This window comes from Actinokineospora sp. UTMC 2448 (assembly GCF_024760565.1).
In the GTDB taxonomy this organism is placed as follows: domain Bacteria; phylum Actinomycetota; class Actinomycetes; order Mycobacteriales; family Pseudonocardiaceae; genus Actinokineospora; species Actinokineospora fastidiosa.
Map to the genome: position 1 here is coordinate 2,116,494 of NZ_CP031087.1, position 26,741 is coordinate 2,143,234.

Here is a 26,741-nt window from a genome sequence, read left to right on the forward strand (position 1 = left end):
GCCGACGACCAGTCGAGCATGGTCGGTGGCATGGGATAATGGCGTCCCGTGGCGTTGATTCCGGTGATTCTGCTGTCCGGCCCGTCGGGGTCCGGGAAGTCCACACTGGCGGCTCGGCTCGGCTTGCCGGTGGTGCGGCTGGACGACTTCTACCGCGAGGGCGGCGACCCGCTGCTGCCCAGGGACGCCGCCGGACGGGTCGACTGGGACGCCCCCGGCTCCTGGAACGCCGACGACGCCCTCGCGGCCATCGTGCGCCTTGCCACAACCGGCGAGGCGGACATCCCGACCTACGACATCGCGACCGACCGACGAGTGGGCTCCACCCGGGTCATAGCGACGGGAGCCCCCGCCTTCATCGCCGAGGGCCTGTTCGCCGACCGGATCGTCACCGCCTGCCGCGACGCCGGAGTCCTGGCCGACGCCGTTGTCCTGGCCCCCGGCGGCGCCCGCACCTTCATTCGCCGCCTGGCCCGCGACGTCGCCGAGTCCCGCAAGAACGTCACCCTCCTGATCCGCCGCGGCCTACGCCTCTGGCGCGAACACGGCGACGTGGTCCGCCGCTGCACCGACGCCGGGATGTGGCGGTGCACCCCCCAAGACGCACCCCACCGCCTGTCCCAGTGGGCAGCAGTCCACCAGGCCGAAGCCGCCTAGCCCCCGCACCGCCCACAGACGACGAGGGAGGGCAGACACCCCGACCGCGACAGGCAGCACGGCGACGACCAGCGACCGCTGCGATCAGCGACCGTGACGGCCCGGCGACCGCACTGGCCAGCGACCACGACGACTGACGACCGCGACGGCCAGCGACGGCTGGCGACCGCGACGACCAGCGGCGCGACGACCAGCCGCGCGGCGGCCAGTGACGGCGGCCGACGGCGGCGGCTGGCGACCGCGACGGCGAGCGACGCGGCGGCCAGTGTCGGCGGCCGACGGCGGCGGCTCGGGACCGCGACGGCGAGCGACGCGGCGGCCAGTGTCGGCGGCCGACGGCGGCGGCTCGGGACCGCGACGGCGAGCGACGCGGCGGCCAGTGTCGGTGACCAATGGCGGCGGCTGGCGTCCTCGGCGACCAGCGTCCTCGGCGAGCAGGGACGGCGGCGACCCAGGTCAGCGGGCACGGATCAGGACGCCCAGGCAGGGCTCGGGGAAGCTGGCGTCGGTGGCCGAGGGCCGTGTGGACGCACCACCGACCGCCTGGGCCGTGAGTTCGGGCCGAGGTCGTGGGCGCGGTGTGGGCTGACCACCTGTGGTCGCGATTCTCGGGGTAGCGGGTAGCGTCGGGGGTTGTGGAACAGGAGTTCGACTTCGACCTGCACGGCGCTGAGGCTGCACCGGCCACCCGGGTGGCTGACCAGCGGGCGCCGCTGGCTGTCCGGATGCGGCCCGCGTCGTTGGACGAGGTCGTGGGGCAGGACCACCTGCTGGGGCCGGGGGCGCCGTTGCGCAGGTTGGTCGAGGGGGCCGCGCCCGCCTCCCTGCTGCTCTACGGACCGCCCGGGACCGGGAAGACGACCCTGGCCACGCTCGTCTCCTCCGCCATCGGCAGGCGCTTCGTCGCGCTCTCCGCGCTCACCGCGGGCGTGAAGGAGGTCCGCGCCGTCATCGACGACGCCCGTCGCAGGTTGGGGCGCTCCGGGGAGTCGACCGTCCTGTTCATCGACGAGGTCCACCGCTTCTCCCGCACCCAGCAGGACGCCCTGCTCGGGGCGGTCGAGGACCGGACCGTGCTGCTGGTCGCCGCGACCACCGAGAACCCGTTCTTCTCCGTCGTCTCACCACTCCTTTCCCGTTCGCTCGTGCTCCAGCTCAAGCCCCTCGAGGACGACCACGTCCGCGCGCTCGTCCGCCGCGCCGTCGGCGACGAGCGCGGACTCGGCGGCGCCGTCACCCTCGACGCCGACGCCGAGGACCACATCGTCCGGCTCGCCGGTGGCGACGCCCGGCGCGCGCTCACCGCGCTGGAGGCCGCGGCGGACTCGGCGGGCGCGACCCAGGCCAAGGTCGTCGACCTCGCCACCGTCGAGGCCACAGTGGACAAGGCCGCCGTCCGCTACGACCGCCAGGGCGATCAGCACTACGACGTCACCAGCGCGTTCATCAAGTCGATCCGAGGCTCCGACGTGGACGCCGCCCTGCACTACCTGGCGCGCATGATCGAGGCGGGCGAGGATCCGCGGTTCATCGCCCGGCGGCTGATCGTGCACGCCAGTGAGGACATCGGCATGGCCGACCCGACGGCGCTGCAGACGGCCGTCGCCGCCGCGCAGGCCGTGCAGCTGATCGGCATGCCCGAGGGCAGGCTCGCGCTGGCGCAGGCCACCGTGCACCTGGCCACCGCCCCCAAGTCGAACGCCGTCATCACCGCCATCGACGCCGCGATGTCCGATGTGCGCGCGGGCGCGGCGGGGAGCGTCCCCACGCACCTGCGGGACGGGCACTACGCGGGCGCCAAGAAGCTCGGCAACGCCACCGGATACCGCTATCCGCACAACGTGCCCGAGGGTGTGCTCGCCCAGCAGTACCCGCCGGACGAGCTTGTCGGTCGTGACTACTACAACCCCACGAATCGTGGTTCCGAACGCGCATTGGCCGATCGCCTTCCGAAATTGCGGCGGGTGATACGTGACCAGTGAACCGGGAATCGGCCGGGCTTCGGCGGCAGTTGTCCACAGGCCCGAAGTTGTCCACATTCGCGAAATCTGAGTGGCTACGGCTCACAAGGGCGCGGACACTGGTCCGGCAGCACCGGCCGCCGGACCGCGCGGTAGCCTGACGCCGATCAATCCGGACGAGGAGGGCGTGTGACCGCAGGGGAGATTGCCTGGCTGATCGGCGCGGGCGCGTTCGCGGTCGTGGCGATCGTGCTGTGCATCGTGCTGTTCAAGCTCGGTCGCACCCTGGACGCCGTCACCAGCGCCGTCCAGAAGGCGGAGCGCAACAGCGACCCGCTCTTCACCGGCGCCAACACCACGATCACCCACGTGAACACGCAGCTGGAGCGGGTCGACGGCATCACGGCCAACGCCCAGGCCGTCACCGGCAACGTCTCCGCGCTGACCTCGGTGTTCACCGCGACCCTCGGCGGCCCCCTGGTCAAGGCCGCCGCCCTGTCCTACGGCATCGGCAAGGCGATCAAGGCCCGCCGCCGCGCCAAGGGCGAGATCGAGGGCAAGCACGCCCGGCGCAAGCGGGGTGCGCGCTGATGAGCCGGATCTTCTGGGTCGGCGTCGGCCTCGCCGCGGGCGTCGCCCTGTCCCGCAAGGCGCGGCGCACCGCCCACGCCGTCACCCCGTCGGGCATGGCCGAGAACGTCGGTGACGCCGTCCGCGAGCTCGCGGGCGCCATCGGCGCGTTCGGCGCCGACGTGCGCGCGGGCATGGCCGAGCGCGAGGACGAGCTGGCCGACATGGTGGAGCGCCGCAGCGGCGTGCGCACCCGCCGCACCGACGCGCGAGCGCGCCGGGCGGACGGCCGAGCCTGACCGCCGTCCGCCGCAGCCCGCCCGCCTGTCAGACCAACCGAGGACCAAGACCGTGCAGACCCACGAGATCTCCCGCCGTTTCCTGACGCATTTCACGAACGCCGGGCACACCGAGGTGCCCAGCGCGTCGCTGATCCTGGACGACCCCAACCTCCTGTTCGTCAATGCCGGGATGGTGCAGTTCAAGCCGTACTTCCTGGGAGAGGCCCCGCCGCCTTATCCGCGCGCCACGAGCGTGCAGAAGTGCGTGCGCACCGGTGACATCGATGAGGTCGGGAAGACCACCCGCCACAACACGTTCTTCCAGATGGCGGGCAACTTCTCCTTCGGCGACTACTTCAAGGCCGAGGCCATCGAGCACGCCTGGAACCTGATCACCGGGAGCCAGGAGAGCGGCGGCTACGGCTTCGACCCCGAGCGCATCTGGGTCACCGTCTACCTCGACGACGACGAGGCCTTCCACCTCTGGCAGAAGATCGCGGGCATGCCCGCCGAGCGGATCCAGCGGCGCGGTGTCGAGGACAACTTCTGGTCGATGGGCGTCCCCGGCCCGTGCGGCCCCTGCTCGGAGATCTACTACGACCGCGGCCCCGAGCACGGCCGCGAGGGCGGCCCGGTCGTGGATGAGGACCGGTATCTGGAGATCTGGAACCTCGTCTTCATGCAGAACGAGCGCGGCGAGGGCGGGGCGAAGAAGGATTACCCGATCCTGGGCGAGCTGCCCGCCAAGAACATCGATACCGGAATGGGCATCGAGCGCGTCGCCTATCTGCTGCAGGGCGTCGACAACGTCTACGAGACCGATCTGGTGCGCCCGGTCATCACGAAGGCCGAGGAGATGTCCGGACGCCGCTACGGCGCGGGCAACCCGGTCGACGACGTGCGCTTCCGCGTCATCGCCGACCACGCCCGCAGCGGCGTGATGCTGGTCGGCGACGGCGTCACCCCCGGCAACGAGGCCCGCGGCTACGTGCTGCGCCGCCTGCTGCGCCGCATCGTGCGCTCGGTGCGCCTGCTGGGCGTCTCCGAGCCGGTCCTGCCCGAGTTCGCCGCCGTGGTGCGCGACACGATGGGCCCGTCGTACCCGGAGCTGGTCAAGGACTTCCCGCGCATCGAGTCGGTCGTGCGCAACGAGGAGGAGACCTTCCTCGGCACGCTGGCCAGCGGCCTGAAGATCTTCGACATGGCCGCTGGCGAGATCAAGTCCTCCGGTGGCTCGCAGCTGCCCGGCGACAAGGCCTTCCAGCTGCACGACACCTACGGCTTCCCCATCGACCTCACCCTGGAGATGGCCGCCGAGAAGGGCCTGTCGGTCGACGAGCAGGGCTTCCGCGACCTGATGGCCGAGCAGCGCGCCCGCGCCAAGGCCGCGGTCAAGAAGACCGGCCACGGCGACCAGACGGTCTACCGCGACCTGCTCGCCCTCGGCGCCACCGAGTTCACCGGCTACCAGGAGCTCGACACCGAGGCCGTCGTCCGCGGCCTGGTCCGCGAGGGCGTGCGGGTGCCGTCCGCGGTGGAGGGCGACATCGTCGAGGTCGTCGTCGACCGCACGTCGCTGTACGCCGAGTCCGGCGGCCAGGAGTCCGACGCCGGGCTGATCGTCGGCGACGGCGTCGAGCTGGAAGTCCTCGACGTGCAGAAGGTCGCCCGCAAGCTCTGGGTGCACCAGGCCCGCGTGCGCCGCGGCGAGGTCACCGAAGGGCTGGCCGTGCAGACCCGCGTCGACCCCGAGTGGCGCATCGGCGCCCGGCAGGGCCACTCCGGGACGCACGTCGTGCACGCCGCGCTGCGCGAGGTGCTCGGCCCGTCGGCGCTGCAGAGCGGCTCCTACAACAAGCCCGGCTACCTGCGCCTGGACTTCGCCTGGTCCGGCGCGCTCTCCCCGGAGACGCGCAGCGAGATCGAGGAGGTCTCCAACCTCGCCGTGCGCAACGACCTGCCCGTCCGCGTGGTCTACACGGACATGGGCGGCGCCCAGGAGATGGGCGCGGTCGCCCTGTTCGGCGAGACCTACGACGAGACCGTGCGCGTGGTCGAGATCGGCGGCCCGTGGTCGCGCGAGCTCTGCGGTGGCACGCACGTCGAGCGCTCGGCCCAGATCGGCCCGCTCACGCTGATCGGCGAGTCGTCGGTCGGCTCGGGCAGCCGCCGTCTCGAGGCGTACGTCGGCATGGACGCCATGCGCTACCTGGCCAAGGAGCGCGCGCTCGTGCAGAACCTCGCCTCGATGCTGCGCGTGCCCGACGAGGACGTGCCCGCGCGCGTCGAGGCCCTGGTGGAGCGTCTGCGCCAGGCCGAGAAGGAGCTGGACAAGCTGCGCGCCGCCCAGCTGCTGTCCTCCGCCGGTGAGCTGGCGGGCGCCGCAGAGGACATCAACGGCACCGCCCTGGTCGCGCTGCGCGCCCCGGACGGCATCGGCGGCAACGACCTGCGCACGCTCGCCGTCGAGGTCCGCAACCGGCTCGGCTCGCGCCCCGGCGTGGTCGCGCTGTTCTCCGCCGACGGCCCCAAGGTCGCCTTCGTCGTGGCCACCACGGCCGCGGGCCGGGACGCCGGGCTGGCCGCAGGCAAGCTCGTGCCCGCCTTCGCCCCGTCCATCGGCGGCCGCGGCGGCGGCAAGCCCGACATGGCCCAGGGCGGTGGCACCGAGCCCGGCGGGATCGACGCGGCCATCACCGCCCTGCGCGGCGCGCTGGCCTCGTGACCCGTCCCGACCGGCCCGGGGCCGACGACCCCGGCCGCGGGCGCAGGCTCGCGGTCGACGTCGGCTCCGTGCGGGTCGGGGTCGCGCTGAGCGATCCGGCTCCGGTGCTCGCCACGCCGCTCGTTACGCTGTCCCGCGACGAGCGGACTCTCAAGGACCTCGACCAGCTCGCCGCGCTCGTCGCCGAGCACGAGGTGGTGGAAGTGGTGGTCGGACTGCCGCGCACGCTCGCCGGACGGCACGGGCCCGCCGCGGAGGGCGCGCGGGCCTACGCTGCCGCGCTCGGCGAGCGGATCGCGCCTGTGCCGGTCCGGCTCGCCGACGAGCGCCTCACCACGGTCTCGGCCTCGCGGATGCTCAGCGACCGCGGGGTACGCGGGAAGAAGCAGCGGGCGGTCGTCGACCAGGCCGCCGCCGTGGAGATCCTGCAGGGCTGGCTGGACGCCAGGGCGGCGGCGCTCGCCCGGACCGCGGAGGAGCCATGAACGACGGACTCGACCTGTTCGACGACCACTCCGACCGCGACCACCGCTCCCGGGGCAAGCGGGTCAAGCTGGCGGTCTTCGGGCTGCTGATAGTCCTGCTGATCGGCGCGGGCGTCTGGTACGGCTGGCGGCAGCTCTCCGGCCTGGGCGGGTACGACGACTTCGCCGGGCCCGGCGAGACCGACATCGTCATCGAGGTCAAACCGGGCGACTCGACCGGCGCGATCGCCGGGACGCTGGTCGAGCAGGGCGTGGTGGCCAGCTCGCGGGCGTTCGTGGCGGCCGCGGAGAACAACGCGCAGGTACGGTCGATCCAGCCGGGCTTTTACGTGATGCGCACGAAGATCTCCGGGCAGGACGCGGTCACCCGCATCGTCGACCCCGAGGCGCGGGTCGGGAACCTGCAGATCAAGCCGGGGACGCAGCTCCACGACATCAAGAAGGCCGACAACACCGTGACGCCGGGCGTCGCGTCCCTGTTGTCGAAGGCGTCCTGCGCGGAGCTGAACGGCAAGAGCACGTGCGTGGCCGCCAAGGACCTGCTGCAGGTGGCGGAGAAGGCCGACCTGGCGAACCTGGGCGTGCCGGACTGGGCGCTCGCCGACGCGAACAAGGCGCCGCGTGAGCGCAGGCTGGAAGGGCTGGTCGCGCCCGCGGTCTACGACGTGCGGCCGGGCGCGACGGCCGAGGAGCTGTGGACGAAGCTGCTCGCGGACTCCTCCGCGCACTGGCAGAGCTACGGCATGCCCGGGATCGCCGACTCCTCCGGGTTCACCCCGTACCAGTTCCTCACCATGGCCTCCCTCGTGCAGCGCGAGGGGATCGAGAAGGACTTCGGCAAGGTCGCGCGGGTCATCTACAACCGGCTCGAGATCGGCATGGAGCTGGCGTTCGACTCGACGGTGAACTACGTGCTGGATCGGCCGAACATCGCCACCAGCGACGCCGACCGGGAGCGCGCGGGGCCGTATAACACGTACAAGAACATGGGCCTCACGCCGACGCCGATCTCATCCGCGAGCAAGGAGGCGCTGGCGGCGGTCGCCGAGCCCCCGGCGGGCAAGTGGCTGTTCTTCGTCCTGTGCCAGAAGGACGGCACGTCGTGCTTCGCCGAGACCTACGAGGAGCACCTGGACAACCGCGACCTGGCCAGGGAGAACGGCGCGTTCTGATGGAGCGGACTCGGGCTGCCGTGCTGGGTTCCCCGGTGGCGCACTCGCTGTCGCCGGTGCTGCACTCGGCCGCGTACGCGGCGCTGGGCCTGGACTGGACCTACGACCGGGTCGAGTGCGATGAGCGGCGGCTGCCCGGCCTGGTGGGGTCGCTGGGCCCGGAGTGGGCGGGCCTGTCGGTGACGATGCCGGGCAAGCGGGCGGCGCTCGCGGTGGCGGACTCGGCGACGGACCGGGCGCGGGCGGTCGGCGCGGCGAACACGCTGGTGCGGGTCGACTCGGGCTGGCGCGCGGACTGCACGGACATCGACGGGGTCACGGGTGCGCTTCGGGCCAACGGGTTCGCCCCGGGGCCCGGGGACGCGGTGGTCCTGGGGGCGGGCGGGACGGCGTGCGCGGCGTTGGCCGCCGTGGTCGAGCTGGGGATTCCCGGTGCGGTGGTGGTCGTTCGGGAGCCCGCGCGGGCGGGTGACGCGGTGGTGTGCGCGGAGCGGCTGGGCCTGGCGCTGCGGGTGCTGCGGTGGACGGAGACGGATTTCGCCGCGCTGGCCGAGTCGGCGTCCGTGCTGGTGAACACCGCTCCGGCGGGGGCGACCGAGGAGTTGGCCTCGTCGTTGGCGCGGGCCCCGCATGTGCTGGACGTGATCTATCACCCGTGGCCGACGCCGTTGGCCGAGGCGCGGGACGGGGTGCTGGCGACGGGGCTGGATATGTTGCTGCACCAGGCTTTCGGGCAGGTCGAGCAGTTCACGGGCAGGGAAGCGCCGCGCCGGGAGATGCGGGACGCCCTGCGCTCGGCCACCGGCGGAGTGCTGCCCCTTCCGCTCTGAGTGAACTCCCTGGCGTCGAACGCCTGTTCGTGCGTACCGTAGCAATCGGAGCGAGTGCTCCGATTGATGCGAACGGGAGATCTTCGATGCGTACTGGACTTCTTGTCGGCTTGCTCGGCGTCGCCGCGATGGCTGTGGCGTTGCTGGTCGCCGAACCAGCCGTCGCGGTGGTTCTGGCCGTCCTCGGTGGCGGCGCTGCCGGGGTGGCTGCGCGCTTGCTGGTGAGCGCTCTGCCTCGGGGAACGCCGGTGCCGCCTGGACCGTGCGAGGTGGCGACGGCGGCCCTGTGGGCGGTGATCACGGCGCAGTGGGCGGCAGGCGGCTTACCCGGGTGGTGGGTGCCGACGGCATGCGTGCTGACGTGGGTGGCGGTGCCGCTCGTGCTCGTGGACATCCGCCATCGGCGCTTGCCCGACGCGCTGACCCTGGGTGTGTTGCCGCTGCTCGCGGCCGCTCTGGCGATCGCGGCGGTGGCGGGTGGCGGCGGTGAGGTGGCCGTGCGCGCGGTGCTCGGGGCGGTCGGGTTCTTCGCGGTGCACGCGGTGATCGCGTGGGTGCGGCCGGGCTCGCTCGGCGGGGGCGACGTGAAACTGGCGCTGATGGTCGGTGCGGTGCTGGGTGTGGTCGGCGTGGAGGCGTTGCTGGTGGCGCTCGTGGGCGCGTCGCTGGTGACGTTGGCGCTGATCGCCGCGGTGCCCCGGTGGCGGTCGGGCGCGCCCCACGGGCCGGGGATGCTCGGGGCGGCGTGCGCTTTGGTGATCGTCGGGATGTGAGGTCGTGATGTCACTTGATGCAGATTCCGGGAGGTGGTTCGGTGTCCGGTGAGCGGACGCGGGTGGTCTGAGCTGCGGATTCGCGGGTGCTCCCGTGGTGGCTCGGGGTGATCCCGGCGACCGGGCGCGCGGCGGGCATGGAAGTATTCCGGGCGTGCTGCGTTGGATGACCGCTGGAGAGTCGCACGGACCCGCGCTGGTGGCCGTGCTCGAGGGAATGGTGGCCGGAGTCGAGGTCACCACCGCCGACCTGGGCGCGCAGATGGCCCGCAGGCGGCTCGGGTTCGGGCGCAGCCCGCGGATGGGGTTCGAGACCGATCAGGTCGAGATCCTCGGCGGGGTGCGGCACGGGATCACCCAGGGCGGGCCGATCGCGGTGCGGATCGAGAACGCCGAGTGGCCCAAGTGGGAGACCGTCATGGCGGCCGACCCGGTGGACCCCGAGGTGCTGGCCAGCCAGGCCCGCAACGAGCCGCTGACCCGGCCTCGGCCGGGGCACGCCGACCTGCCGGGCATGCAGAAGTACGGGTTCGACGAGGCGCGGCCCGTGCTCGAGCGGGCCAGCGCGCGGGAGACGGCGGCGCGGACGGCGGCCGGGACGGTGGCGCGGAACTTCCTGCGGCAGTTGTTCGGGGCCGAGATCGTCAGCCACGTGGTGTCGATCGGCGGGGCGCGGGCGCCGGAGGGGCCGCTGCCGGGGCCCGGTGACCTCGCGGCCATCGACGAGAGCCCGGTGCGCGCGTTCGACCCGGCGGGGACCGAGGCGATGGTCGCCGAGGTGGAGGCCGTCAAGAAGGCGGGCGACACCGTCGGCGGGGTCATCGAGGTCATCACCTACGGGCTGCCGCCCGGGCTGGGCTCGCACGTGCACTGGGACCGCAGGCTCGACGCGCGGCTGGCCGGGGCGCTGATGGGTGTGCAGGCCATGAAGGGGGTCGAGATCGGCGACGGGTTCACCACCGCGACGCGGTGGGGGAGCCAGGCGCACGACGAGATCGACCGGGCCGAGGGCACCGTCACCGGGGTCAGCAGGCGGTCCAACCGGGCCGGTGGGCTCGAGGGCGGCATCACCAACGGCGAGCCGCTGCGGGTGCGGGTGGCGATGAAGCCGATCTCCACCGTGCCCAGGGCGCTGGCGACCGTCGACGTGGTGACCGGCGAGCCCGCCGTGGCCATCCACCAGCGCTCCGACGTCTGCGCCGTGCCGAGGGCGGGCGTCGTGCTGGAGTCCGTGGTGGCGCTGGTGGTGGCCGATGCGGCGCTGGAGAAGTTCGGCGGCGACTCGCTGCCGGAGACCCGGCGCAACGTCGAGGGCTACCTCGCGTCGCTGCGGGAGCGCTGGTGAGTCCGGGCGGGGGAGGGGGCGGGGGCGGGGCCCGTCCCGTCGCCGTGGTCGTGGGGCCGCCGGGGGCCGGGAAGACGACCGTGGGCGAGGCGCTGGCTGCGGCGCTTGGGGTCGGGTTCCGCGACACCGATGCCGATGTCGTAGCTGCTGTGGGCAAGTCCGTGGCGGAGATCTTCACCGAGGACGGCGAGGAGGCGTTCCGGGCCGCAGAGGAGGACGCGGTCGCCAGGGCGCTGGCTGAGCACGACGGGGTGCTGTCCCTTGGCGGTGGGGCCGTGCTGTCGGCGCGGACGCGGGAGCGGCTGAGCGGGCACACCGTGGTGTTCCTCAACGTCGGGCTGGCCGAGGGTGTCCGGCGGACGGGGCTGTCCACGGCACGGCCGCTGTTGGCCGGGGTGAACCCGAGGGCGAAGTTCAAGGAGCTGTTGGACGCGCGGTTGCCGCTGTACCGGGAGGTGGCCACCGTGGAGGTCGACACCGACCACAGCAGCGCCGAGGACGTGGTGGCCCGGCTGACCGCCGAACTCGCCAAGGCGTGACGGGCCCGGCGTGACCGAGAGGACTGGAGAGACCGTGGGAACCGAGCAGCCGGTGCGGATCAGGGTGGCCACCGGCCAGCCGTACGACGTGGTGATCGGCAAGGGGCTGCTCGGCGAACTCGTCGAGGTGGTGCGGGGGTCGTCGAAGGCGGCCATCGTGCACCAGCCGACGTTGACCGCGACCGCTGAGCAGATCCGCGAGGAGCTGGCCGCGGCCGGGGTCGACGCGCACCGCATCGAGATCCCGGACGCCGAGGACGGCAAGGCGCTGTCGGTGGCCGGGTTCTGCTGGGAGGTGCTCGGGCGGATCGGGCTCGACCGGCAGGGCACGGTCGTGGCGCTCGGCGGCGGGGCGGTGACGGACCTGGCCGGGTTCGTCGCGGCCACCTGGATGCGCGGCGTGCGGCTGGTCAACGTGCCCACGACGCTGCTGGGCATGGTCGACGCCGCCGTCGGCGGCAAGACCGGGATCAACACCGACGCGGGCAAGAACCTGGTCGGGGCGTTCCACGAGCCCGCCGCCGTGCTGGTGGACCTGGCGACGCTGGGGTCGCTGCCGCGCAACGAGCTGGTCGCGGGCATGGCCGAGGTGGTCAAGGGCGGCTTCATCGCCGACCCGGTGATCCTCGACCTGATCGAGGCCGACCCGGCCGCCGCCGTCGACCCCGACGGCGAGGTGATCGCCGAGCTGGTGCGGCGCAAGATCCAGGTCAAGGCCGACGTGGTGGCCAGCGACCTGCGCGAGTCGAGCCTGCGGGAGATCCTCAACTACGGGCACACCCTCGGCCACGCCATCGAGCGCCGCGAGCGCTACCGCTGGCGGCACGGCGCGGCGATCAGCGTCGGCATGGTGTTCGCCGCCGAGCTGGCCCGGCTGGCGGGCAGGCTCGACGACGCCACCGCCGACCGGCACCGGGCGATCCTCACCGCGCTGGGGCTGCCGGTCAGCTACGACGCCGACGCGCTGCCGCAGCTGATCGAGGGCATGCTCGGGGACAAGAAGACCAAGTCGGGCGTGCTGCGCTTCGTCGTGCTCGACGGCCTGGCCAAGCCGACCCGGCTGGAGGGGCCCGACCCGGCGCTGCTGGCCGCGGCCTACTCGGCGGTCGCCGCCGAGCCCAGCGGGGGCGGGGTGCTGCTGTGATCCTCGTCCTCAACGGCCCGAACCTGGGCAGGCTGGGCACCCGCGAACCCGAGGTGTACGGCAGCACCACGCACGCCGACCTGGTCGAGCTGTGCGTGAAGACCGGCCTGGACCTCGGCGTCGAGGTCGAGGTGCGGCAGACCGACCACGAGGGCGAGATGGTCGGCTGGCTGCACGAGGCCGCCGACCGCAAGCTGCCGGTCGTGCTCAACGCGGGCGCGTGGACGCACTACTCCATCGCCGTGCGCGACGCCGCGGCGCAGCTCAGCGCGCCGCTGGTGGAGGTGCACATCTCCAACGTGCACAAGCGCGAGGAGTTCCGCAGGCACAGCGTCCTGTCCGACATCGCGGTGGGCGTGATCGTCGGCCTCGGCGTCGACGGCTACGCGCTGGCGCTGCGCTGGCTGGCGGGGGCCGTCCGGGCCTGAGCGCCCGGGTGTGATCAATTCGGCCATGTCGCCGAACGCGGCCGTGGGCCGATCGGCGCTCCTAGACTGGGCGGAACGCGTCACCGGCACGAAAGGTCCCCACCGCTCATGCTCAGCCGGGTCCGGCGACCGCGGCTCGCCGTGGTCCTGGCTCTCCTCGTCGTGGCCGGGTGCACGACCGGCACCGGCGTGGTCGAGCCGCCGCCCTCGGGCGAGCGGGTCACGACCACGCCGCCCGCCGTGCAGCCCCGCCCTGCCGCGCCCGCCCCGTTGGGCACCGACCGGGGCAGGCAGAGCAAGGGCGTCGTCGCCGCGGGCAGCGCGGGCGCGCCCTACAACTACGCGCCGACGCTGCTGCGCGAGGGCGGCAAGTACCGGATGTGGTGGTGCAGCCAGCTCGGCTCCGCCGCCCCGCCCGGCGACGACCTGCTGCTCGCCGAGACCACCGACCTCGCCAAGCCCTTCCGGGGGCCGGACGGCAGCGGCGGGCAGGCGGTGTTCTCCGGCAGCCGGACCGGCTTCGACGGCATGCACACCTGCGACCCGTCGGTGATCCGGGTCGGCGGGATCTACTACCTCTACTACACCGGCGCCGCGGGCGACCACGCGCACGGCAACGCCATCGGGCTGGCCACCAGCACCGACGGCAAGCGCTGGACCAGGGCGAACGGCGGCAGGCCCATCGTGACCTCCGCCCGCGACGAACTCCGCGACAACGCCTACGGCGCGGGCCAGCCCGCCGCGGTGTTCCTCGACGGCCGCTTCCACCTGATGTTCACCGACACCACCGGCCGGGCGGCCGGGTGGAACGGGGCGGGCCAGTTCGTGCTGCGCTCGTCCGACCCGGCGTTCCGGTCCGGGGTCGAGGTGCTCGGCCCGGACGGCTTCGTCCCCGGTGGCACCGGCGGCCCCCGCCTCCGCTCGGTGGTCGACGCGTTCAGCGTGGACTTCATGTGGGTCGACGCGCTCGCCGCGTTCGCCATCGCCCACGAGACCGACGGCGGCACCACGCTGACCTTCTGGGACCGCGAGTTCCGCACCCAGCCCTACGACCCGGTCCTGGTGCCGGGCCCGTGGGCCGAGGGGCCCGGGCTGGTCAGGAACGGCAGCGGGCACGCCGTCCCGTCCCGGACCGACCCGTGCGACCGCGTCCCCGTCGACCTCGTCCGGGCGACCCGGGTCGAGGCGGCCCCGACCGACCTGGCGCACTTCGGGCTGGACCTCACCGACACCGCGGCCTGCGACGACCCGGCCCGCATCCTGGCCGCGCTCGACGGCTTCGCCGTCCCGTCGCCCCGCCGCACGGTCGACGTCATCCGCGACGGGCGGGTCCTGCGGGTCGAGCGGCGGTCGGTCGCCGAGCGGATCTCCTACCGCGTGCTGCCCCGCGTCCCCGGGCTCGACGCCGTGCCGGTCGCCGCGCACCTGCCCGCGGGCGCCCCGGCCGTCCGCGCGGGGTCACGCGTGGGCTTCGTCCTGGACGACGGCAGGCTCTGGACCATCACCGACCCGGTGCTGCTCGCCGTCAACGGCTCCCGCGCGACCGAGATCAGCCAGGCCGAGTGGGACGCCTACCCGCGCGGAGCGCACCTCTAGCGCGTCGCCAGGCGGGGACCGACCAGCAGGCCGAGCCCGGCCGGGACCAGCACCAGCAGCGCGGTGAAGGCCGCGCCGCCGGTCAGCGCCGAGCCCAGCGCGCTCACGCCCGTCTCGTCCACGAACACCGCCCGCCCGATGACGCCCAGCACGGCCGAGCCCACGCCCGCGATCAGGGCCGCGTACACCCAGGTCCGGCCCCGGTCGGGCAGGCCCCGCCAGCCGTCAACCGCGGCCCAGACCGCCGCCACCCCGGCGAGCAGACCGAGCACCAGCGCCGACAGCGTGGACTGCCCGGTCGGGTCGCTCGCCCTCAGCAGCGCCACGAGGACGGCCGCCGCCGCGTGGACGACCGCCAGCACCGCGCCGCGCACCAGCCACATCCGCATTACTGGAGGGTAGCCGCCGCCCTGCCTAGGCTCGCGGGTATGGCCGAATCCCACGCTCCCCGCCGGGACGCCCTGCGCGCCCTCCTGCGCGACCGCGACCTGGACGCGCTTCTCGTCGTCGACCTGCTCAACATCCGGTACCTGACGGGCTTCACCGGGTCCAACGCCGCCCTCCTGGTCACCGCGGACGGCGACGACGTCTTCTGCACCGACGGCCGCTACACGACCCAGGCGCAGCGCCAGGTGCCCGACCTGCGCCACGTCATCGAGCGGGCCAGCGCGCCCGCCGTCGCCGCCGAGGCGCGCGGCCGGGTGGGGTTCGAGAGCCAGCACGTCACCGTCGACGGGCTCGACGTGCTCAAGGCGGCCACCGAGGCCGAGCTGACCCGCGCGCCGGACCTGGTCGAGCGACTGCGCCTGGTGAAGGACGAGACCGAGGTCGACGCCCTGCGCATGGCCTGCGCCGCCGCCGACCGCGCGCTCGCCGACCTGGTCGAGCACGGCGGCATCCGGCCGGGGCGCACCGAGCGGGAGGTGGCGCGCGAGCTGGAGGCCCGCATGCTCGACCACGGCGCGGCCGCCCCCAGCTTCGAGTCCATCGTCGCCGCGGGCGCGAACTCGGCGATCCCGCACCACCGGCCCACCGACGCCGTCCTCCAGCAGGGCGACTTCGTCAAGCTCGACTTCGGCGCGCTCGTCGACGGGTACCACTCGGACATGACCCGCACCCTGGTGATCGGCGAGCCCGAGGACTGGCAGCGGGAGCTGTACGAGCTGGTCGCGCTGGCCCAGGCCGAGGGCAGGGCGGCGGTCAGGCCCGGCGCCGAGGTCGCCGCGGTCGACGCCGCGGCCAGGCAGGTGATCGAGGAGGCGGGCCAGGGCGAGTTCTTCCCGCACGGCCTCGGCCACGGCGTCGGGCTGCGGATCCACGAGGCCCCGAGTCTGGCCAAGACCGGCGACGGTACACTCGCCGCTGGCATGGCGGTCACCGTCGAGCCGGGCGTCTACCTGCCCGGCAGGGGCGGCGTCCGCATCGAGGACACGCTCGTCGTGCGGGACGCAGGTCCTGAACTCCTCACGCTGACCACCAAGCAGCTCATGGTCGTCTGACCCCGTCGGACGCCACCCGGGCGCGCCGGAAACACAGGAGAACAACCCCGTGGCCTCGACCAACGACCTGAAGAACGGCCTGGTGCTCAACCTGGAGGGCCAGCTCTGGTCCGTCGTGGAGTTCCAGCACGTCAAGCCCGGCAAGGGCCCCGCGTTCGTGCGCACCAAGCTCAAGCACGTGCTGACCGGCAAGGTCGTCGACAAGACCTTCAACGCGGGCGTCAAGGTCGACACCGCGACCGTCGACCGCCGGGACATGACGTACCTGTACAACGACGGGTCCGAGTACGTCTTCATGGACACCGACACCTACGAGCAGATCAGCATCGACCCCAAGGTCGTCGGCGACGCCGCCAAGTACATGCTGGAGAACAGCACCGCGACGGTGAACTCGCACGAGGGCACCCCGCTGTTCATCGAGCTGCCGACCTCCGTCGAGCTGGTCATCGAGCACACCGACCCGGGCCTGCAGGGCGACCGGTCCACCGGCGGCACCAAGCCCGCGCGGCTGGAGACCGGCGCGGAGATCCAGGTGCCGCTGTTCGTCAGCACCGGCGAGAAGGTCAAGGTCGACACCCGCGACGGCCGCTACCTCGGCCGGGTCAGCGGCTGAGATGGGAGCGCGGAGCAAGGCCCGCAAGCGGGCGGTAGACCTGTTGTTCGAGGCCGCCGTCCGCGGCGTCGACCCGGTCACCCTGCTCGCCGACCGGGTCGGTTCGCCCGACGTGCCGCCGGTCAACGACTACACCGTGACCCTGGTGGAGGGCGTCTCCGCGCACCGGGCGCGCATCGACGAGCTGCTCACCGAGCACGCCCAGGGTTGGACCCTGGAGCGCATGCCCGCCGTGGACCTCGCGATCCTGCGGATGGGCCTCTACGAGCTGCTGTGGGCGACGGATGTGCCCGACCCGGTGGCCATCGACGAGGCCGTCCAGCTGGCCAAGTCGCTGTCGACCGACGACTCGCCCCGGTTCGTCAACGGCGTGCTCGGCCGCATCGGCGGGATCGCCGACCGGCTGCGGGCCACCCTCTAGCGATGCGGAAGCGGGCGCACCCTCGGCATGGAGGTGCGCCCGCTTTCCCGTCAGTCTTCCTTGGACGGCCTGGCCTCGGGGGGCAGCACGCCCCAGTCGATGAGCTGCTCGGTCAGCTCGCCCGGGGTCATGTCGTAGATGATCGCCAGCGACCGCAGGTCCTCGGTCCGGATGGACAGGACCTTGCCGTTGTAGTCGCCGCGCTGGCTCTGGATGGTGGCGGCGTAGCGGGCCAGCGGTCCCACTTTCTCCGCGGGCAGCTGTTGCAGCCGCTCCAGGTTGATCACGATCTTGGTGGCGGGTTCGGCGCCGGAGGGCACCCGGCCCTCGGGCAGGAGCTCCACCACCGGCACGCCGTAGAAGTCCGCGAGCTCGGCCAGCTTCTGCACGGTGACGGCCCGGTCGCCGCGCTCGTAGGAGCCGACGACGACAGCCTTCCACCGGCCACCGGACTTCTGCTCGACGCCATGCAGGGACAGCCCCTGCTGCTGGCGGATCGCGCGGAGCTTGGCTCCTAGCGCCTTGGCGTAGTCGCCCATGCGGCGGTTCTCCATTCGTTCGCCCCGTCGGCGCTATGGACTGCCGCGGGTAGCTTCAAATCGACACGCAGAGTAATGGTTACCCAGAGTTGTCACCAGGTCAAGCTGGGTCTTTTTCCAAACCGTGTCGAACCGGGCACACCACCCGCTCGGGTCCGCGCCCGCGCCTGGTACCGTCGCGGTGGCTCCAGGTCAGGAGCCTAACCGACATCCTTTAAGGACCCGTCCAGCGAGGCGGGGAAGGAGTCCAGCGTGGCGCCGCGAGACCGTGGCGCGACGGACCCGGCCGGGCGGCGCGAGCTGCTGACGCCGGGCGACGTCGCGCGCACCATCGCCCGGATGGCCCATCAGGTCATCGAGAAGACCTCGCTCGACGCGAGCGAGGCCCGCCCTGTGGTGTTACTGGGCATCCCGACCAGGGGGGTCCCCCTGGCCCGGCGGCTGGCCGCCAAGATCGCCGAGTTCAGCGACGTGACCGTGCCCACGGGCACCCTCGACGTCACCCTCTACCGCGACGACCTGCGCCGCCGCCCGACGCGTCCGCTCGGGGCGACCGAGCTGCCCGCGTCCGGGGTGGACGACGCGCTGGTCATCCTGGTCGACGACGTGCTGTTCTCCGGCCGCACCATCCGCTCGGCCCTTGACGCGCTGCGCGACGCGGGCCGCCCCCGCGCGGTCCAGCTGGCCGTCCTCGTCGACCGCGGCCACCGCGAGCTGCCGATCCGCGCCGACTACGTCGGCAAGAACGTGCCCACCGCACGCACCGAGGAGGTCTCCGTCCTGTTCGCCGAGATCGACGGCCGCGACGCCGTCCTGCTCAACCGCGGGGACACCCTATGAGGCATCTGCTCGGCGCCGACCGCCTCGACGCGGACACCGCGCTGGCGATCCTGGACACCGCGGACGGTCTCAAGCGGACGCTGCTGGGCCGCGAGGTGAAGAAGCTGCCGACGCTGCGCGGGCGCACCGTGATCACCATGTTCTACGAGAACTCCACCCGGACCCGGGTCTCCTTCGAGATCGCCGGGAAGTGGATGAGCGCCGATGTGGTGAACGTCTCCGCGGGCGGGTCGTCGGTCGGCAAGGGCGAGTCCCTGCGCGACACCGCGCTGACCCTGGCCGCCGCGGGCGCGGACTGCGTGATCGTCCGCCACCCGGCATCCGGCGCCGCGCACCGGTTGGCGGGCTGGCTGTCCGATGTGGGCACCTGCGTGGTCAACGCGGGCGACGGCACGCACGAGCACCCGACCCAGGCGCTGCTGGACGCGGCCACCCTGCGGGACCGGCTCGGCGGGATCGACGGCCGCCGGATCGGCATCGTCGGCGACGTGCTGCACAGCCGGGTGGCCCGGTCCAATGTGCATCTGCTGACCACCCTCGGCGCGGAGGTGGTGGTCGTCGCGCCGCCGACGCTGTTGCCGACGGCACTGGCCGACTGGCCGGTGAGCGGTCTCACGGTCTCCTACGACCTCGACGCCGAACTGCCTACGTTGGACGCGGTGATGATGCTGCGCGTGCAGGCCGAGCGCATGCACGGCGGCTTCTTCCCGTCCGCCCGCGAGTACGCGGTCCACTACGGGCTCAACGCGACGCGGCTGGCGATGCTCCCCGAGCACGCCGTCGTGCTGCACCCGGGCCCGATGCTGCGCGGCATGGAGATCGCGCACGCGGTCGCCGACTCGCCGCGGGCGGCCATCACCGAGCAGGTCGCCAACGGCGTGCACGTGCGGATGGCGGTCCTGTACCACCTGCTGGCCGGAGAGGAGGACCAAGCGTGATCGTGCTGAAGAACGTCCGCCCCTACGGCGAGGACGCGGTCGACATCAGGGTCGAGGACGGCGTCATCACCGAGATCGGCCAGGACCTGACCGCGGGCGAGACCTTCGACGCGCAGGGCGCCGTGGCCCTGCCCGGCTTCGTCGACCTGCACACCCACCTGCGCGAGCCGGGCCGTGAGGACACCGAGACCATCGAGACCGGCTCGCGGGCCGCCGCCCTCGGCGGGTACACGGCGGTCTTCGCCATGGCCAACACCGACCCGGTCGCCGACAACGCCGTCGTCGTCGAGCACGTGTGGCGCCGCGGCCGCGAGGTCGGCCTGGTCGACGTGCACCCGGTCGGCGCGGTCACCGTCGGCCTCAAGGGCGAGAAGCTGGCCGAGCTGGGCACGATGGCCCGCTCGCAGGCGAACGTCCGGCTGTTCTCCGACGACGGACTCTGCGTCGCCGACCCGCTGATCATGCGCCGCGCCCTGGAGTACACCAAGGCGCTCGACGCGGTGATCGCCCAGCACGCCGAGGAGCCCCGGCTGACCGTCGGCGCGCAGGCGCACGAGGGCGAGGCCGCCGCCCGCCTCGGCCTGGCGGGCTGGCCCGCGGTCGCCGAGGAGGCCATCGTCGCCCGCGACTGCCTGCTGGCCCGGCACGTCGGCGCCCGGCTGCACGTCTGCCACGTCTCCACCGCGGGCACGGTCGACGTCCTGGCATGGGCGAAGGCGCGCGGCACCCGGGTCTCCGCCGAGGTCACCCCGCACCACCTGCTGCTGGACGACTCCCGGCTGGCCACCTACGACCCGGTCAACAAGGTCAACCCGCCGCTGCGCGGCCACTCCGACGCCGCGGCGCTCCGCCAGGCGCTGGCCGACGGGGTGGTGGACTGCGTCGCCACCGACCACGCCCCGCACGCCCCGCAGGACAAGGACTGCGAGTGGTCCGCGGCGCGCCCGGGCATGCTCGGCCTGCAGACGGCGCTGGGCATCGTGGTCAAGACCATGGTCGAGCCGGGCCTGCTCGACTGGCGCGGCGTCGCGCGGGTCATGAGCGAGCGGCCCGCCGAGATCGCCGGGCTGCCCGACCACGGCCGCCCGATCGCCGTCGGCGAGCCCGCCACGCTGGCCCTGGTCGACCCGGACGCCCGGTGGACCGTCGACGGCGCCGCCCTGGCCAGCATCGCGGGCAACACCCCGTACGAGGGCATGGAGCTGCCCGGCGCGGTCATTGCCACCCTGCTGCGCGGGCGCTTCACCGCGCGGGACGGGAAGGTGGCCTGATGAACGACTCCGCGACCGTGGACTCCGGGAAGGCGGACCGCTGATGGCCAGGGCGCTGCTCACCCTCGCGACGCTCGCGGTGCTGGTCGGGCTGGTCGCGCTGATGTGGTGGGGCTACCGCAACCGCCGCAGGCGCCAGGCCGACCTGCCCGCCTTCCCGCAGGCGCCCGCCGACCTGCTGGCCGCGGTCCGCGCGGGCACCGCCGCCGACCTGCTGCCGCCGAGCACCGGCGTCTACGCCAGCACCGTCACCGACGCGGGCTGGCAGGACCGGGTCGCGGTGGGCGACGTCGGCTTCCGCGCCGAGGCCACCGCCCACCTGCTCGCCGACGGCGTGCTGTTCGACCGGACCGGCGCCGAGCCGGTCTGGATCCCCGCGGAGGACGTGGTCGACGCCCGCACCGCGCCCGGCATCGCCGGGAAGGTGATGGGCGGCGACGGGCTGCTGGTCGTGCGCTGGCGCGTCGACGGCCACGAGTTCGACACCGGCTTCCGCGCCGACGACAAGGACGACTACCAGACGTGGGTGCCCGCGCTCCGCGCGCTCACGGGAGGAACCCCATGACCACCACACGCACACCGGCCGCGCTCGTGCTGGAGGACGGCCGGGTGTTCCGCGGCAGCGCCTTCGGCGCGCACGGCGCCACCTTCGGCGAGGTGGTGTTCTGCACCGCCATGACCGGCTACCAGGAGACGCTGACCGACCCGTCCTACCACCGGCAGATCGTGGTGGCCACGGCGCCGCAGATCGGCAACACCGGCTGGAACGACGAGGACGACGAGTCCACCCGCATCTGGGTCTCCGGCTACGTCGTGCGCGATCCCGCGCGGACGCCGTCGAACTGGCGCTCCCGCCGCTCGCTGGACGACGAGCTGACCAGCCAGGGCGTCGTCGGCATCAGCGGGGTCGACACCCGCTCGCTGACCCGCCACATCCGCGAGCGTGGGGCCATGCGCGCAGGCGTCTTCTCCGGCGAGGCCCTGACCACCGACGACGCGATGGTCGTCCAGGTGCTGGAGAGCCCGAGGATGCTGGGCGCCGCGCTGGCCGACGAGGTCACCACGCGCGAGACCTACGTCGTCCCCGCCGCGGGCGAGACCCGGTTCCGCGTGGCCGCGCTGGACCTGGGCATCAAGTCCAACACCCCGCGCATGATGGCCGCGCGCGGCATCGAGACCCATGTGCTGCCCGCCACCAGCGCAATCGACGACCTGCTGGCCGTCGAGCCGGACGGGGTCTTCCTGTCCAACGGGCCCGGCGACCCGGCGACGATGGACCACGCGGTCGAGCTGACCAGGGCCGCGCTGGAGCGGCGCATCCCGCTGTTCGGCATCTGCTTCGGCAACCAGATCCTCGGCCGCGCGCTCGGCCGGGGGACCTACAAGATGCGCTACGGCCACCGCGGCATCAACATCCCGGTGATCGACGTGGAGACCGGGGCGGTCGCCATCACCGCGCAGAACCACGGGTTCGCGCTGGAGGGCGAGGCGGGCGAGGAGTTCGACACGCCCTTCGGCAGCGCCAAGGTCAGCCACGTCTGCCCCAACGACGGGACGGTCGAGGGTCTGCGCGCGCTCGACGTGCCCGCCTTCTCCGTGCAGTACCACCCCGAGGCCGCCGCGGGCCCGCACGACGCCGCGGACCTGTTCGACCGGTTCGCGAACCTGATGGAGGGCGGTCGCTGATGCCCAAGCGCGACGACATCCAGCACGTGCTGGTCATCGGCTCCGGCCCGATCGTCATCGGCCAGGCCTGCGAGTTCGACTACTCCGGCACCCAGGCCTGCCGCGTGCTGCGCAGCGAGGGCATCCGGGTCAGCCTGGTGAACTCCAACCCGGCCACGATCATGACCGACCCGGAGTTCGCCGACGCCACCTACGTCGAGCCGATCACCCCGGAGTTCGTGGAGAAGGTGATCGCCAGGGAGCGCCCGGACGCGATCCTGGCCACCCTGGGCGGGCAGACCGCGCTCAACACCGCGGTCGCGCTGCACGAGCGCGGCGTCCTGGAGAAGTACGGCGTCGAGCTGATCGGCGCCGACATCGACGCCATCCAGCGCGGCGAGGACCGGCAGAAGTTCAAGGACATCGTCGCCGAGATCGGCGGCGAGACCCCGCGCAGCCGGGTGTGCCACTCGATGGACGAGGTCCGCGAGACCGTCGCCGAGCTGGGCCTGCCGGTCGTCATCCGGCCGTCGTTCACCATGGGCGGGCTCGGCTCCGGCATGGCGCACACCCACGAGGAGCTGGAGCGGCTGGCCTCCACCGGGCTCGCCGAGAGCCCGGTCACCGAGGTGCTCATCGAGGAGAGCGTCCTCGGCTGGAAGGAGTACGAGCTGGAGCTGATGCGCGACCGCCGCGACAACGTGGTCGTCATCTGCTCCATCGAGAACATCGACCCGATGGGCGTGCACACCGGCGACTCGGTGACCGTCGCCCCGGCGATGACGCTGACCGACCGCGAGTACCAGGTCATGCGCGACACCGGCATCGCCGTGCTGCGCGCGGTCGGCGTGGACACCGGCGGCTGCAACATCCAGTTCGCCATCCACCCGCAGACCGGGCGCATGGTCGTCATCGAGATGAACCCGCGCGTGTCGCGCTCCAGCGCGCTGGCGTCGAAGGCGACCGGCTTCCCGATCGCCAAGATCGCCGCGCGGCTGGCCATCGGCTACACCCTCGACGAGATCACCAACGACATCACCGGCGAGACCCCGGCCTCCTTCGAGCCCACGCTGGACTACGTCGTGGTGAAGGTGCCGCGGTTCGCCTTCGAGAAGTTCCCCGGCGCCGACCCGACCCTGACCACCACGATGAAGTCCGTCGGCGAGGCGATGAGCCTGGGCCGCAACTTCGCCGAGGCGCTGGGCAAGGCGCTGCGGTCGATGGAGACGAAGGCCGTCGGCTTCTGGACGACGCCCGACCCCGACACCATGACCCAGGAGTCCGCGCTCGACGCGCTCCGCACCGGGCACGACGGCCGCCTCTACACGGTCGAACGCGCGCTGCGGATGGGCGCGTCGGTCGCCGACGTGCACGACGCCTCCGGCATCGACCCGTGGTTCATCGACCAGATCGCGATGCTGGTCGAGCTGCGCGCGGAGATCGAGTCCGCGCCGGTGCTGGACGAGGACCTGCTGCGGCGGGCCAAGCACAACGGCCTCTCCGACCGCCAGATCGCCGCGCTGCGGCCCGAGCTGGCTGGCGAGGACGGCGTCCGCGCGCTGCGCCACCGGCTGCGGGTGCGGCCGGTGTTCAAGACCGTCGACACCTGCGCCGCCGAGTTCGCCGCCCGCACGCCGTACCACTACTCGACCTACGAGCTGGACCCCGCCGCGGAGTCCGAGGTCACGCCCCAGCACGAGAAGCCCAAGGTGCTCATCCTGGGCTCCGGGCCCAACCGCATCGGGCAGGGCATCGAGTTCGACTACTCGTGCGTGCACGCGGCGATGGCGCTGCGGGGGGCCGGCTACGAGACGGTCATGGTCAACTGCAACCCGGAGACCGTGTCCACCGACTACGACACCTCCGACCGGCTGTACTTCGAGCCGCTGACCTTCGAGGACGTCCTGGAGGTCGTGCACTCCGAGCGCATGTCCGGCACGGTCGCGGGCGTGGTCGTCCAGCTCGGCGGGCAGACCCCGCTGGGGCTGGCGCGGCGGCTGGCCGACGCGGGCGTCCCGGTCGTGGGGACCTCGCCGCAGGCCATCCACCTGGCCGAGGACCGGGGCGCGTTCGGCGAGGTGCTCACCTCCGCCGGGCTGCCCGCGCCCAAGTACGGCACGGCCACCTCGTTCGCCGCGGCCAAGCGCATCGCCGACGAGATCGGCTACCCGGTGCTCGTGCGCCCGTCCTACGTGCTGGGCGGCCGCGGCATGGAGATCGTCTACGACGAGGACTCCCTGGCCGGGTACATCAAGCGCGCCACCGAGATCACCCCGGAGCACCCGGTGCTGGTCGACCGGTTCCTCGACGACGCCATCGAGATCGACGTCGACGCCCTGTGCGACGGCGAGGAGGTCTACCTCGGCGGCGTCATGGAGCACATCGAGGAGGCGGGCATCCACTCCGGCGACTCCGCCTGCGCGCTGCCGCCGATCACGCTGGGCCGCACCGACCTGGAGGCCGTGCGCCGCTCGACCGAGGCCATCGCCAAGGGCATCGGCGTGCGGGGACTGCTGAACGTGCAGTACGCGCTGAAGGACGACGTGCTCTACGTGCTGGAGGCCAACCCGCGCGCGAGCCGCACGGTGCCGTTCGTGTCGAAGGCGACGGCCGTGCCGCTGGCCAAGGCCGCCGCCCGGATCATGCTCGGCGCCACGATCGCCGACCTGCGCGCCGAGGGCATGCTCCCGGCCGACGGCGACGGGGCCGAGTTGACCGAGGGCGCGCCGGTCGCGGTCAAGGAGGCCGTGCTGCCGTTCCACCGGTTCCGCACGCCCGAGGGCCACGGCGTCGACTCGCTGCTGGGCCCGGAGATGAAGTCCACCGGCGAGGTCATGGGCATCGACGAGTCCTTCGGCAAGGCGTTCGCCAAGTCGCAGACGGCCTCCTACGGCTCGCTTCCGACCTCCGGCAAGGTGTTCGTCTCCGTGGCCAACCGCGACAAGCGCGCGATGGTGTTCCCGGTGAAGCGCCTGGCGGACCTGGGCTTCGAGGTCCTGGCGACCTCGGGCACCGCGGAGGTCCTGCGCCGCAACGGGATCCCGTGCACCGTTGTGCGCAAGCACTTCGAGGGCAAGGACAACATCGTCGAGCTGATCCACTCCGGCGGCGTCGACATGGTGATCAACACCCCGTACGGCAACCACGGCCCCCGCGTGGACGGCTACGAGATCCGCACGGCCGCGGTGGCCCGCGACATCCCGTGCGTCACGACGATCCAGGGCGCAGCGGCCGCGGTGCACGGCATCGAGGCGCTCATCCGCGACGAGATCGGCGTGCGGCCGCTGCAGGAGCTGCAGACCGCGCTGCGGGCGTCCCGGTGACCGGCTTCGGCGCGCGGCTGGCCGCCGCGGTCGACGCCCGGGGAGCGCTGTGCGTGGGCATCGACCCGCACCCCGGCCTGCTGGACGCGTGGGGCCTGCCCCGCGACGCCGAGGGGCTGGAGCGGTTCGCGCTGACCTGCGTCGAGGCGCTGGCGGGCGAGATCGCGGTGCTCAAGCCGCAGTCGGCCTTCTTCGAGGCCCACGGCTCGCGCGGGGTCGCCGTCCTGGAACGGGTCATCGCCGAGGCCGGGGCGGCGGGCGCACTGGTGCTGGTCGACGCCAAGCGCGGCGACATCGGCTCCACGATGGCCGCCTACGCCCAGGCCTACCTCGCCGACGGCTCGCCGCTGGCCGGGGACGCGGTCACGCTGTCGCCCTACCTCGGGTTCGGCTCGCTGGAGCCCGCGCTGGCGACCGCGGAGGCCACCGGGCGCGGGGTGTTCGTGCTGGCGCTGACGTCCAACCCCGAGGGCGCGCAGGTCCAGCGGGCGCGGGCGGACGGCCGGTCGGTGGCCCAGGCCGTGGTGGACGCCGCCGCGGCCCGCAACGCGGGCGCCGTGCCGATGGGGTCGGTCGGCCTGGTCGTCGGCGCGACGCTGGCCGAGACCGGGGTCGACCTGAACGCGCTAAACGGCCCGATCCTGGCCCCGGGCGTCGGCGCGCAGGGCGCGGGCCCGGCCGACCTGGCCCGCCTGTTCGGCGCCGGTCGGCACGTGCTGCCGACCAGCTCGCGCGACGTCCTGCGGCACGGCCCCGACGCGGCCGCCGTCCGCGCGGCGGCGCTGCGGCTGCGCGACGAGGTGGCCGCCACCGTCTGACGCACGTTTTGTCCGGACCCGGACGGCCGACTCGCGGCCGTTCGGGTCCTCTTTGTCCCCATTCACATCGTTAGCGCAGGTCGCGACGTTGCTCTGTCCGGGTGGACTCCGGCGGCCTGGTGAGTGGCGCACGCCTCACCGTGCGCAGCACGTGGGCGGACGGGCGCGGTGGGTGACGAAATCCCGAGGTGTCCGGTTTAGTGCTGTTTCGCCTGGTCAACTCGGTCTGCCGTCACCGATCGTTGATCAACTTTAGCGCCGCCGTCACCGCCGGTACAACCCGGCCCCCGCGTTGTCGTCGCAGGCCA

27 protein-coding genes are annotated in these 26,741 nt (G+C 73.0%); 24 read left to right on the forward strand and 3 right to left on the reverse strand.

Annotated elements, in window-relative coordinates:
- Positions 1 to 48 precede the first annotated feature (48 nt).
- Complete coding sequence (locus Actkin_RS10045) at positions 49 to 657, forward strand: uridine kinase family protein (protein ID WP_258906835.1); 609 nt, start codon at positions 49 to 51, stop codon at positions 655 to 657.
- On the opposite strand, the gene Actkin_RS10050 is transcribed toward Actkin_RS10045, so the two are convergent.
- Complete coding sequence (locus tag Actkin_RS10050) at positions 654 to 1,124, reverse strand: hypothetical protein (protein ID WP_258906836.1); 471 nt, start codon at positions 1,122 to 1,124, stop codon at positions 654 to 656. The genes Actkin_RS10045 and Actkin_RS10050 overlap by 4 nt on opposite strands.
- 192 nt (positions 1,125 to 1,316) lie before the next feature.
- Here Actkin_RS10050 and Actkin_RS10055 point away from each other — a divergent pair, with 192 nt between their 5' ends.
- The 13 genes from Actkin_RS10055 to Actkin_RS10115 all read left to right on the forward strand — a co-directional run bounded on the left by Actkin_RS10055 (position 1,317) and on the right by Actkin_RS10115 (position 14,506).
- Positions 1,317 to 2,639, forward strand: coding sequence for a replication-associated recombination protein A (locus tag Actkin_RS10055; protein WP_258907897.1), 1,323 nt, complete (start codon positions 1,317 to 1,319; stop codon positions 2,637 to 2,639).
- A gap of 168 nt (positions 2,640 to 2,807) precedes the next feature.
- A complete protein-coding gene (locus tag Actkin_RS10060) occupies positions 2,808 to 3,209 on the forward strand; it encodes a DUF948 domain-containing protein (protein ID WP_189214388.1) in 402 nt (133 codons plus the stop codon).
- Positions 3,209 to 3,487 (forward strand): hypothetical protein, encoded by a 279-nt coding sequence (locus Actkin_RS10065; RefSeq protein WP_189214389.1) that lies wholly within the window; start codon positions 3,209 to 3,211, stop codon positions 3,485 to 3,487. The genes Actkin_RS10060 and Actkin_RS10065 overlap by 1 nt, the downstream gene beginning before the upstream one ends.
- 52 nt (positions 3,488 to 3,539) lie before the next feature.
- Positions 3,540 to 6,194, forward strand: coding sequence for an alanine--tRNA ligase (gene alaS / locus Actkin_RS10070; protein WP_258906837.1), 2,655 nt, complete (start codon positions 3,540 to 3,542; stop codon positions 6,192 to 6,194).
- Positions 6,191 to 6,679 carry a Holliday junction resolvase RuvX gene (gene ruvX / locus Actkin_RS10075; protein ID WP_189214391.1) on the forward strand — a complete coding sequence of 163 codons (489 nt, stop codon included), beginning with the start codon at positions 6,191 to 6,193 and terminating at the stop codon, positions 6,677 to 6,679. Before alaS ends, ruvX begins: the two co-directional genes overlap by 4 nt.
- Positions 6,676 to 7,851, forward strand: a complete 1,176-nt coding sequence (gene mltG / locus Actkin_RS10080) for an endolytic transglycosylase MltG (RefSeq protein WP_258906838.1) — start codon at positions 6,676 to 6,678, stop codon at positions 7,849 to 7,851. The genes ruvX and mltG overlap by 4 nt, the downstream gene beginning before the upstream one ends.
- On the forward strand, positions 7,851 to 8,681 hold the full coding sequence (locus Actkin_RS10085; protein ID WP_258906839.1) for a shikimate dehydrogenase: 831 nt from the start codon (positions 7,851 to 7,853) through the stop codon (positions 8,679 to 8,681). The genes mltG and Actkin_RS10085 overlap by 1 nt, the downstream gene beginning before the upstream one ends.
- Positions 8,682 to 8,791: 110 nt before the next feature.
- Entirely contained in the window at positions 8,792 to 9,454 is a 663-nt protein-coding gene (locus tag Actkin_RS10090) for a prepilin peptidase (protein ID WP_258906840.1), read from the forward strand.
- A gap of 154 nt (positions 9,455 to 9,608) precedes the next feature.
- Entirely contained in the window at positions 9,609 to 10,799 is a 1,191-nt protein-coding gene (gene aroC, locus Actkin_RS10095; protein ID WP_189214395.1) for a chorismate synthase, read from the forward strand.
- Positions 10,800 to 10,843: 44 nt separating this feature from the next.
- On the forward strand, positions 10,844 to 11,338 hold the full coding sequence (locus Actkin_RS10100; RefSeq protein WP_258907898.1) for a shikimate kinase: 495 nt from the start codon (positions 10,844 to 10,846) through the stop codon (positions 11,336 to 11,338).
- A 34-nt stretch (positions 11,339 to 11,372) separates the two neighbouring features.
- Complete coding sequence (aroB, locus tag Actkin_RS10105; protein ID WP_189214396.1) at positions 11,373 to 12,482, forward strand: 3-dehydroquinate synthase; 1,110 nt, start codon at positions 11,373 to 11,375, stop codon at positions 12,480 to 12,482.
- Positions 12,482 to 12,910 (forward strand): type II 3-dehydroquinate dehydratase, encoded by a 429-nt coding sequence (aroQ, locus tag Actkin_RS10110; protein WP_258907899.1) that lies wholly within the window; start codon positions 12,482 to 12,484, stop codon positions 12,908 to 12,910. The genes aroB and aroQ overlap by 1 nt, the downstream gene beginning before the upstream one ends.
- A gap of 108 nt (positions 12,911 to 13,018) precedes the next feature.
- Positions 13,019 to 14,506, forward strand: coding sequence for a glycoside hydrolase family protein (locus Actkin_RS10115; protein WP_258906841.1), 1,488 nt, complete (start codon positions 13,019 to 13,021; stop codon positions 14,504 to 14,506).
- On the opposite strand, the gene Actkin_RS10120 is transcribed toward Actkin_RS10115, so the two are convergent.
- The gene (locus tag Actkin_RS10120; protein ID WP_189214398.1) at positions 14,503 to 14,895 is read right to left on the reverse strand and encodes a B-4DMT family transporter; all 393 of its coding nucleotides are present in this window, start codon (positions 14,893 to 14,895) and stop codon (positions 14,503 to 14,505) included. The genes Actkin_RS10115 and Actkin_RS10120 overlap by 4 nt on opposite strands.
- A gap of 39 nt (positions 14,896 to 14,934) precedes the next feature.
- Between Actkin_RS10120 and Actkin_RS10125 the strand changes: the two genes are divergently transcribed.
- Genes Actkin_RS10125 through nusB form a run of 3 tightly spaced genes read left to right on the forward strand, consistent with a single transcriptional unit; the run spans position 14,935 to position 17,039 of the window.
- Positions 14,935 to 16,005 carry a M24 family metallopeptidase gene (locus Actkin_RS10125; RefSeq protein WP_258906842.1) on the forward strand — a complete coding sequence of 357 codons (1,071 nt, stop codon included), beginning with the start codon at positions 14,935 to 14,937 and terminating at the stop codon, positions 16,003 to 16,005.
- Positions 16,006 to 16,054: 49 nt separating this feature from the next.
- A complete protein-coding gene (gene efp, locus Actkin_RS10130; RefSeq protein WP_189214400.1) occupies positions 16,055 to 16,618 on the forward strand; it encodes an elongation factor P in 564 nt (187 codons plus the stop codon).
- 1 nt (position 16,619) lies between these two features.
- A complete protein-coding gene (nusB, locus tag Actkin_RS10135; protein ID WP_189214401.1) occupies positions 16,620 to 17,039 on the forward strand; it encodes a transcription antitermination factor NusB in 420 nt (139 codons plus the stop codon).
- A gap of 50 nt (positions 17,040 to 17,089) precedes the next feature.
- Here nusB and Actkin_RS10140 read toward each other — a convergent pair whose 3' ends face one another.
- Positions 17,090 to 17,578 carry a transcriptional regulator BldD gene (locus tag Actkin_RS10140; protein ID WP_018686187.1) on the reverse strand — a complete coding sequence of 163 codons (489 nt, stop codon included), beginning with the start codon at positions 17,576 to 17,578 and terminating at the stop codon, positions 17,090 to 17,092.
- Between the two features lie 252 nt (positions 17,579 to 17,830).
- Between Actkin_RS10140 and pyrR the strand changes: the two genes are divergently transcribed.
- Genes pyrR through pyrF form a run of 7 tightly spaced genes read left to right on the forward strand, consistent with a single transcriptional unit; the run spans position 17,831 to position 26,433 of the window.
- Positions 17,831 to 18,418, forward strand: coding sequence for a bifunctional pyr operon transcriptional regulator/uracil phosphoribosyltransferase PyrR (pyrR, locus tag Actkin_RS10145; protein ID WP_258906843.1), 588 nt, complete (start codon positions 17,831 to 17,833; stop codon positions 18,416 to 18,418).
- On the forward strand, positions 18,415 to 19,356 hold the full coding sequence (locus tag Actkin_RS10150; protein WP_189214403.1) for an aspartate carbamoyltransferase catalytic subunit: 942 nt from the start codon (positions 18,415 to 18,417) through the stop codon (positions 19,354 to 19,356). The genes pyrR and Actkin_RS10150 overlap by 4 nt, the downstream gene beginning before the upstream one ends.
- Positions 19,353 to 20,627, forward strand: coding sequence for a dihydroorotase (locus tag Actkin_RS10155; RefSeq protein WP_258906845.1), 1,275 nt, complete (start codon positions 19,353 to 19,355; stop codon positions 20,625 to 20,627). Before Actkin_RS10150 ends, Actkin_RS10155 begins: the two co-directional genes overlap by 4 nt.
- A 43-nt stretch (positions 20,628 to 20,670) precedes the next feature.
- Positions 20,671 to 21,192 (forward strand): PH-like domain-containing protein, encoded by a 522-nt coding sequence (locus Actkin_RS10160; protein ID WP_189214405.1) that lies wholly within the window; start codon positions 20,671 to 20,673, stop codon positions 21,190 to 21,192.
- Positions 21,189 to 22,313 (forward strand): glutamine-hydrolyzing carbamoyl-phosphate synthase small subunit, encoded by a 1,125-nt coding sequence (gene carA, locus Actkin_RS10165; RefSeq protein WP_189214406.1) that lies wholly within the window; start codon positions 21,189 to 21,191, stop codon positions 22,311 to 22,313. The genes Actkin_RS10160 and carA overlap by 4 nt, the downstream gene beginning before the upstream one ends.
- Entirely contained in the window at positions 22,313 to 25,615 is a 3,303-nt protein-coding gene (gene carB, locus Actkin_RS10170) for a carbamoyl-phosphate synthase large subunit (RefSeq protein WP_258906846.1), read from the forward strand. Before carA ends, carB begins: the two co-directional genes overlap by 1 nt.
- Positions 25,612 to 26,433 (forward strand): orotidine-5'-phosphate decarboxylase, encoded by an 822-nt coding sequence (gene pyrF, locus Actkin_RS10175; protein ID WP_258906847.1) that lies wholly within the window; start codon positions 25,612 to 25,614, stop codon positions 26,431 to 26,433. Before carB ends, pyrF begins: the two co-directional genes overlap by 4 nt.
- Positions 26,434 to 26,741 lie beyond the last annotated feature (308 nt).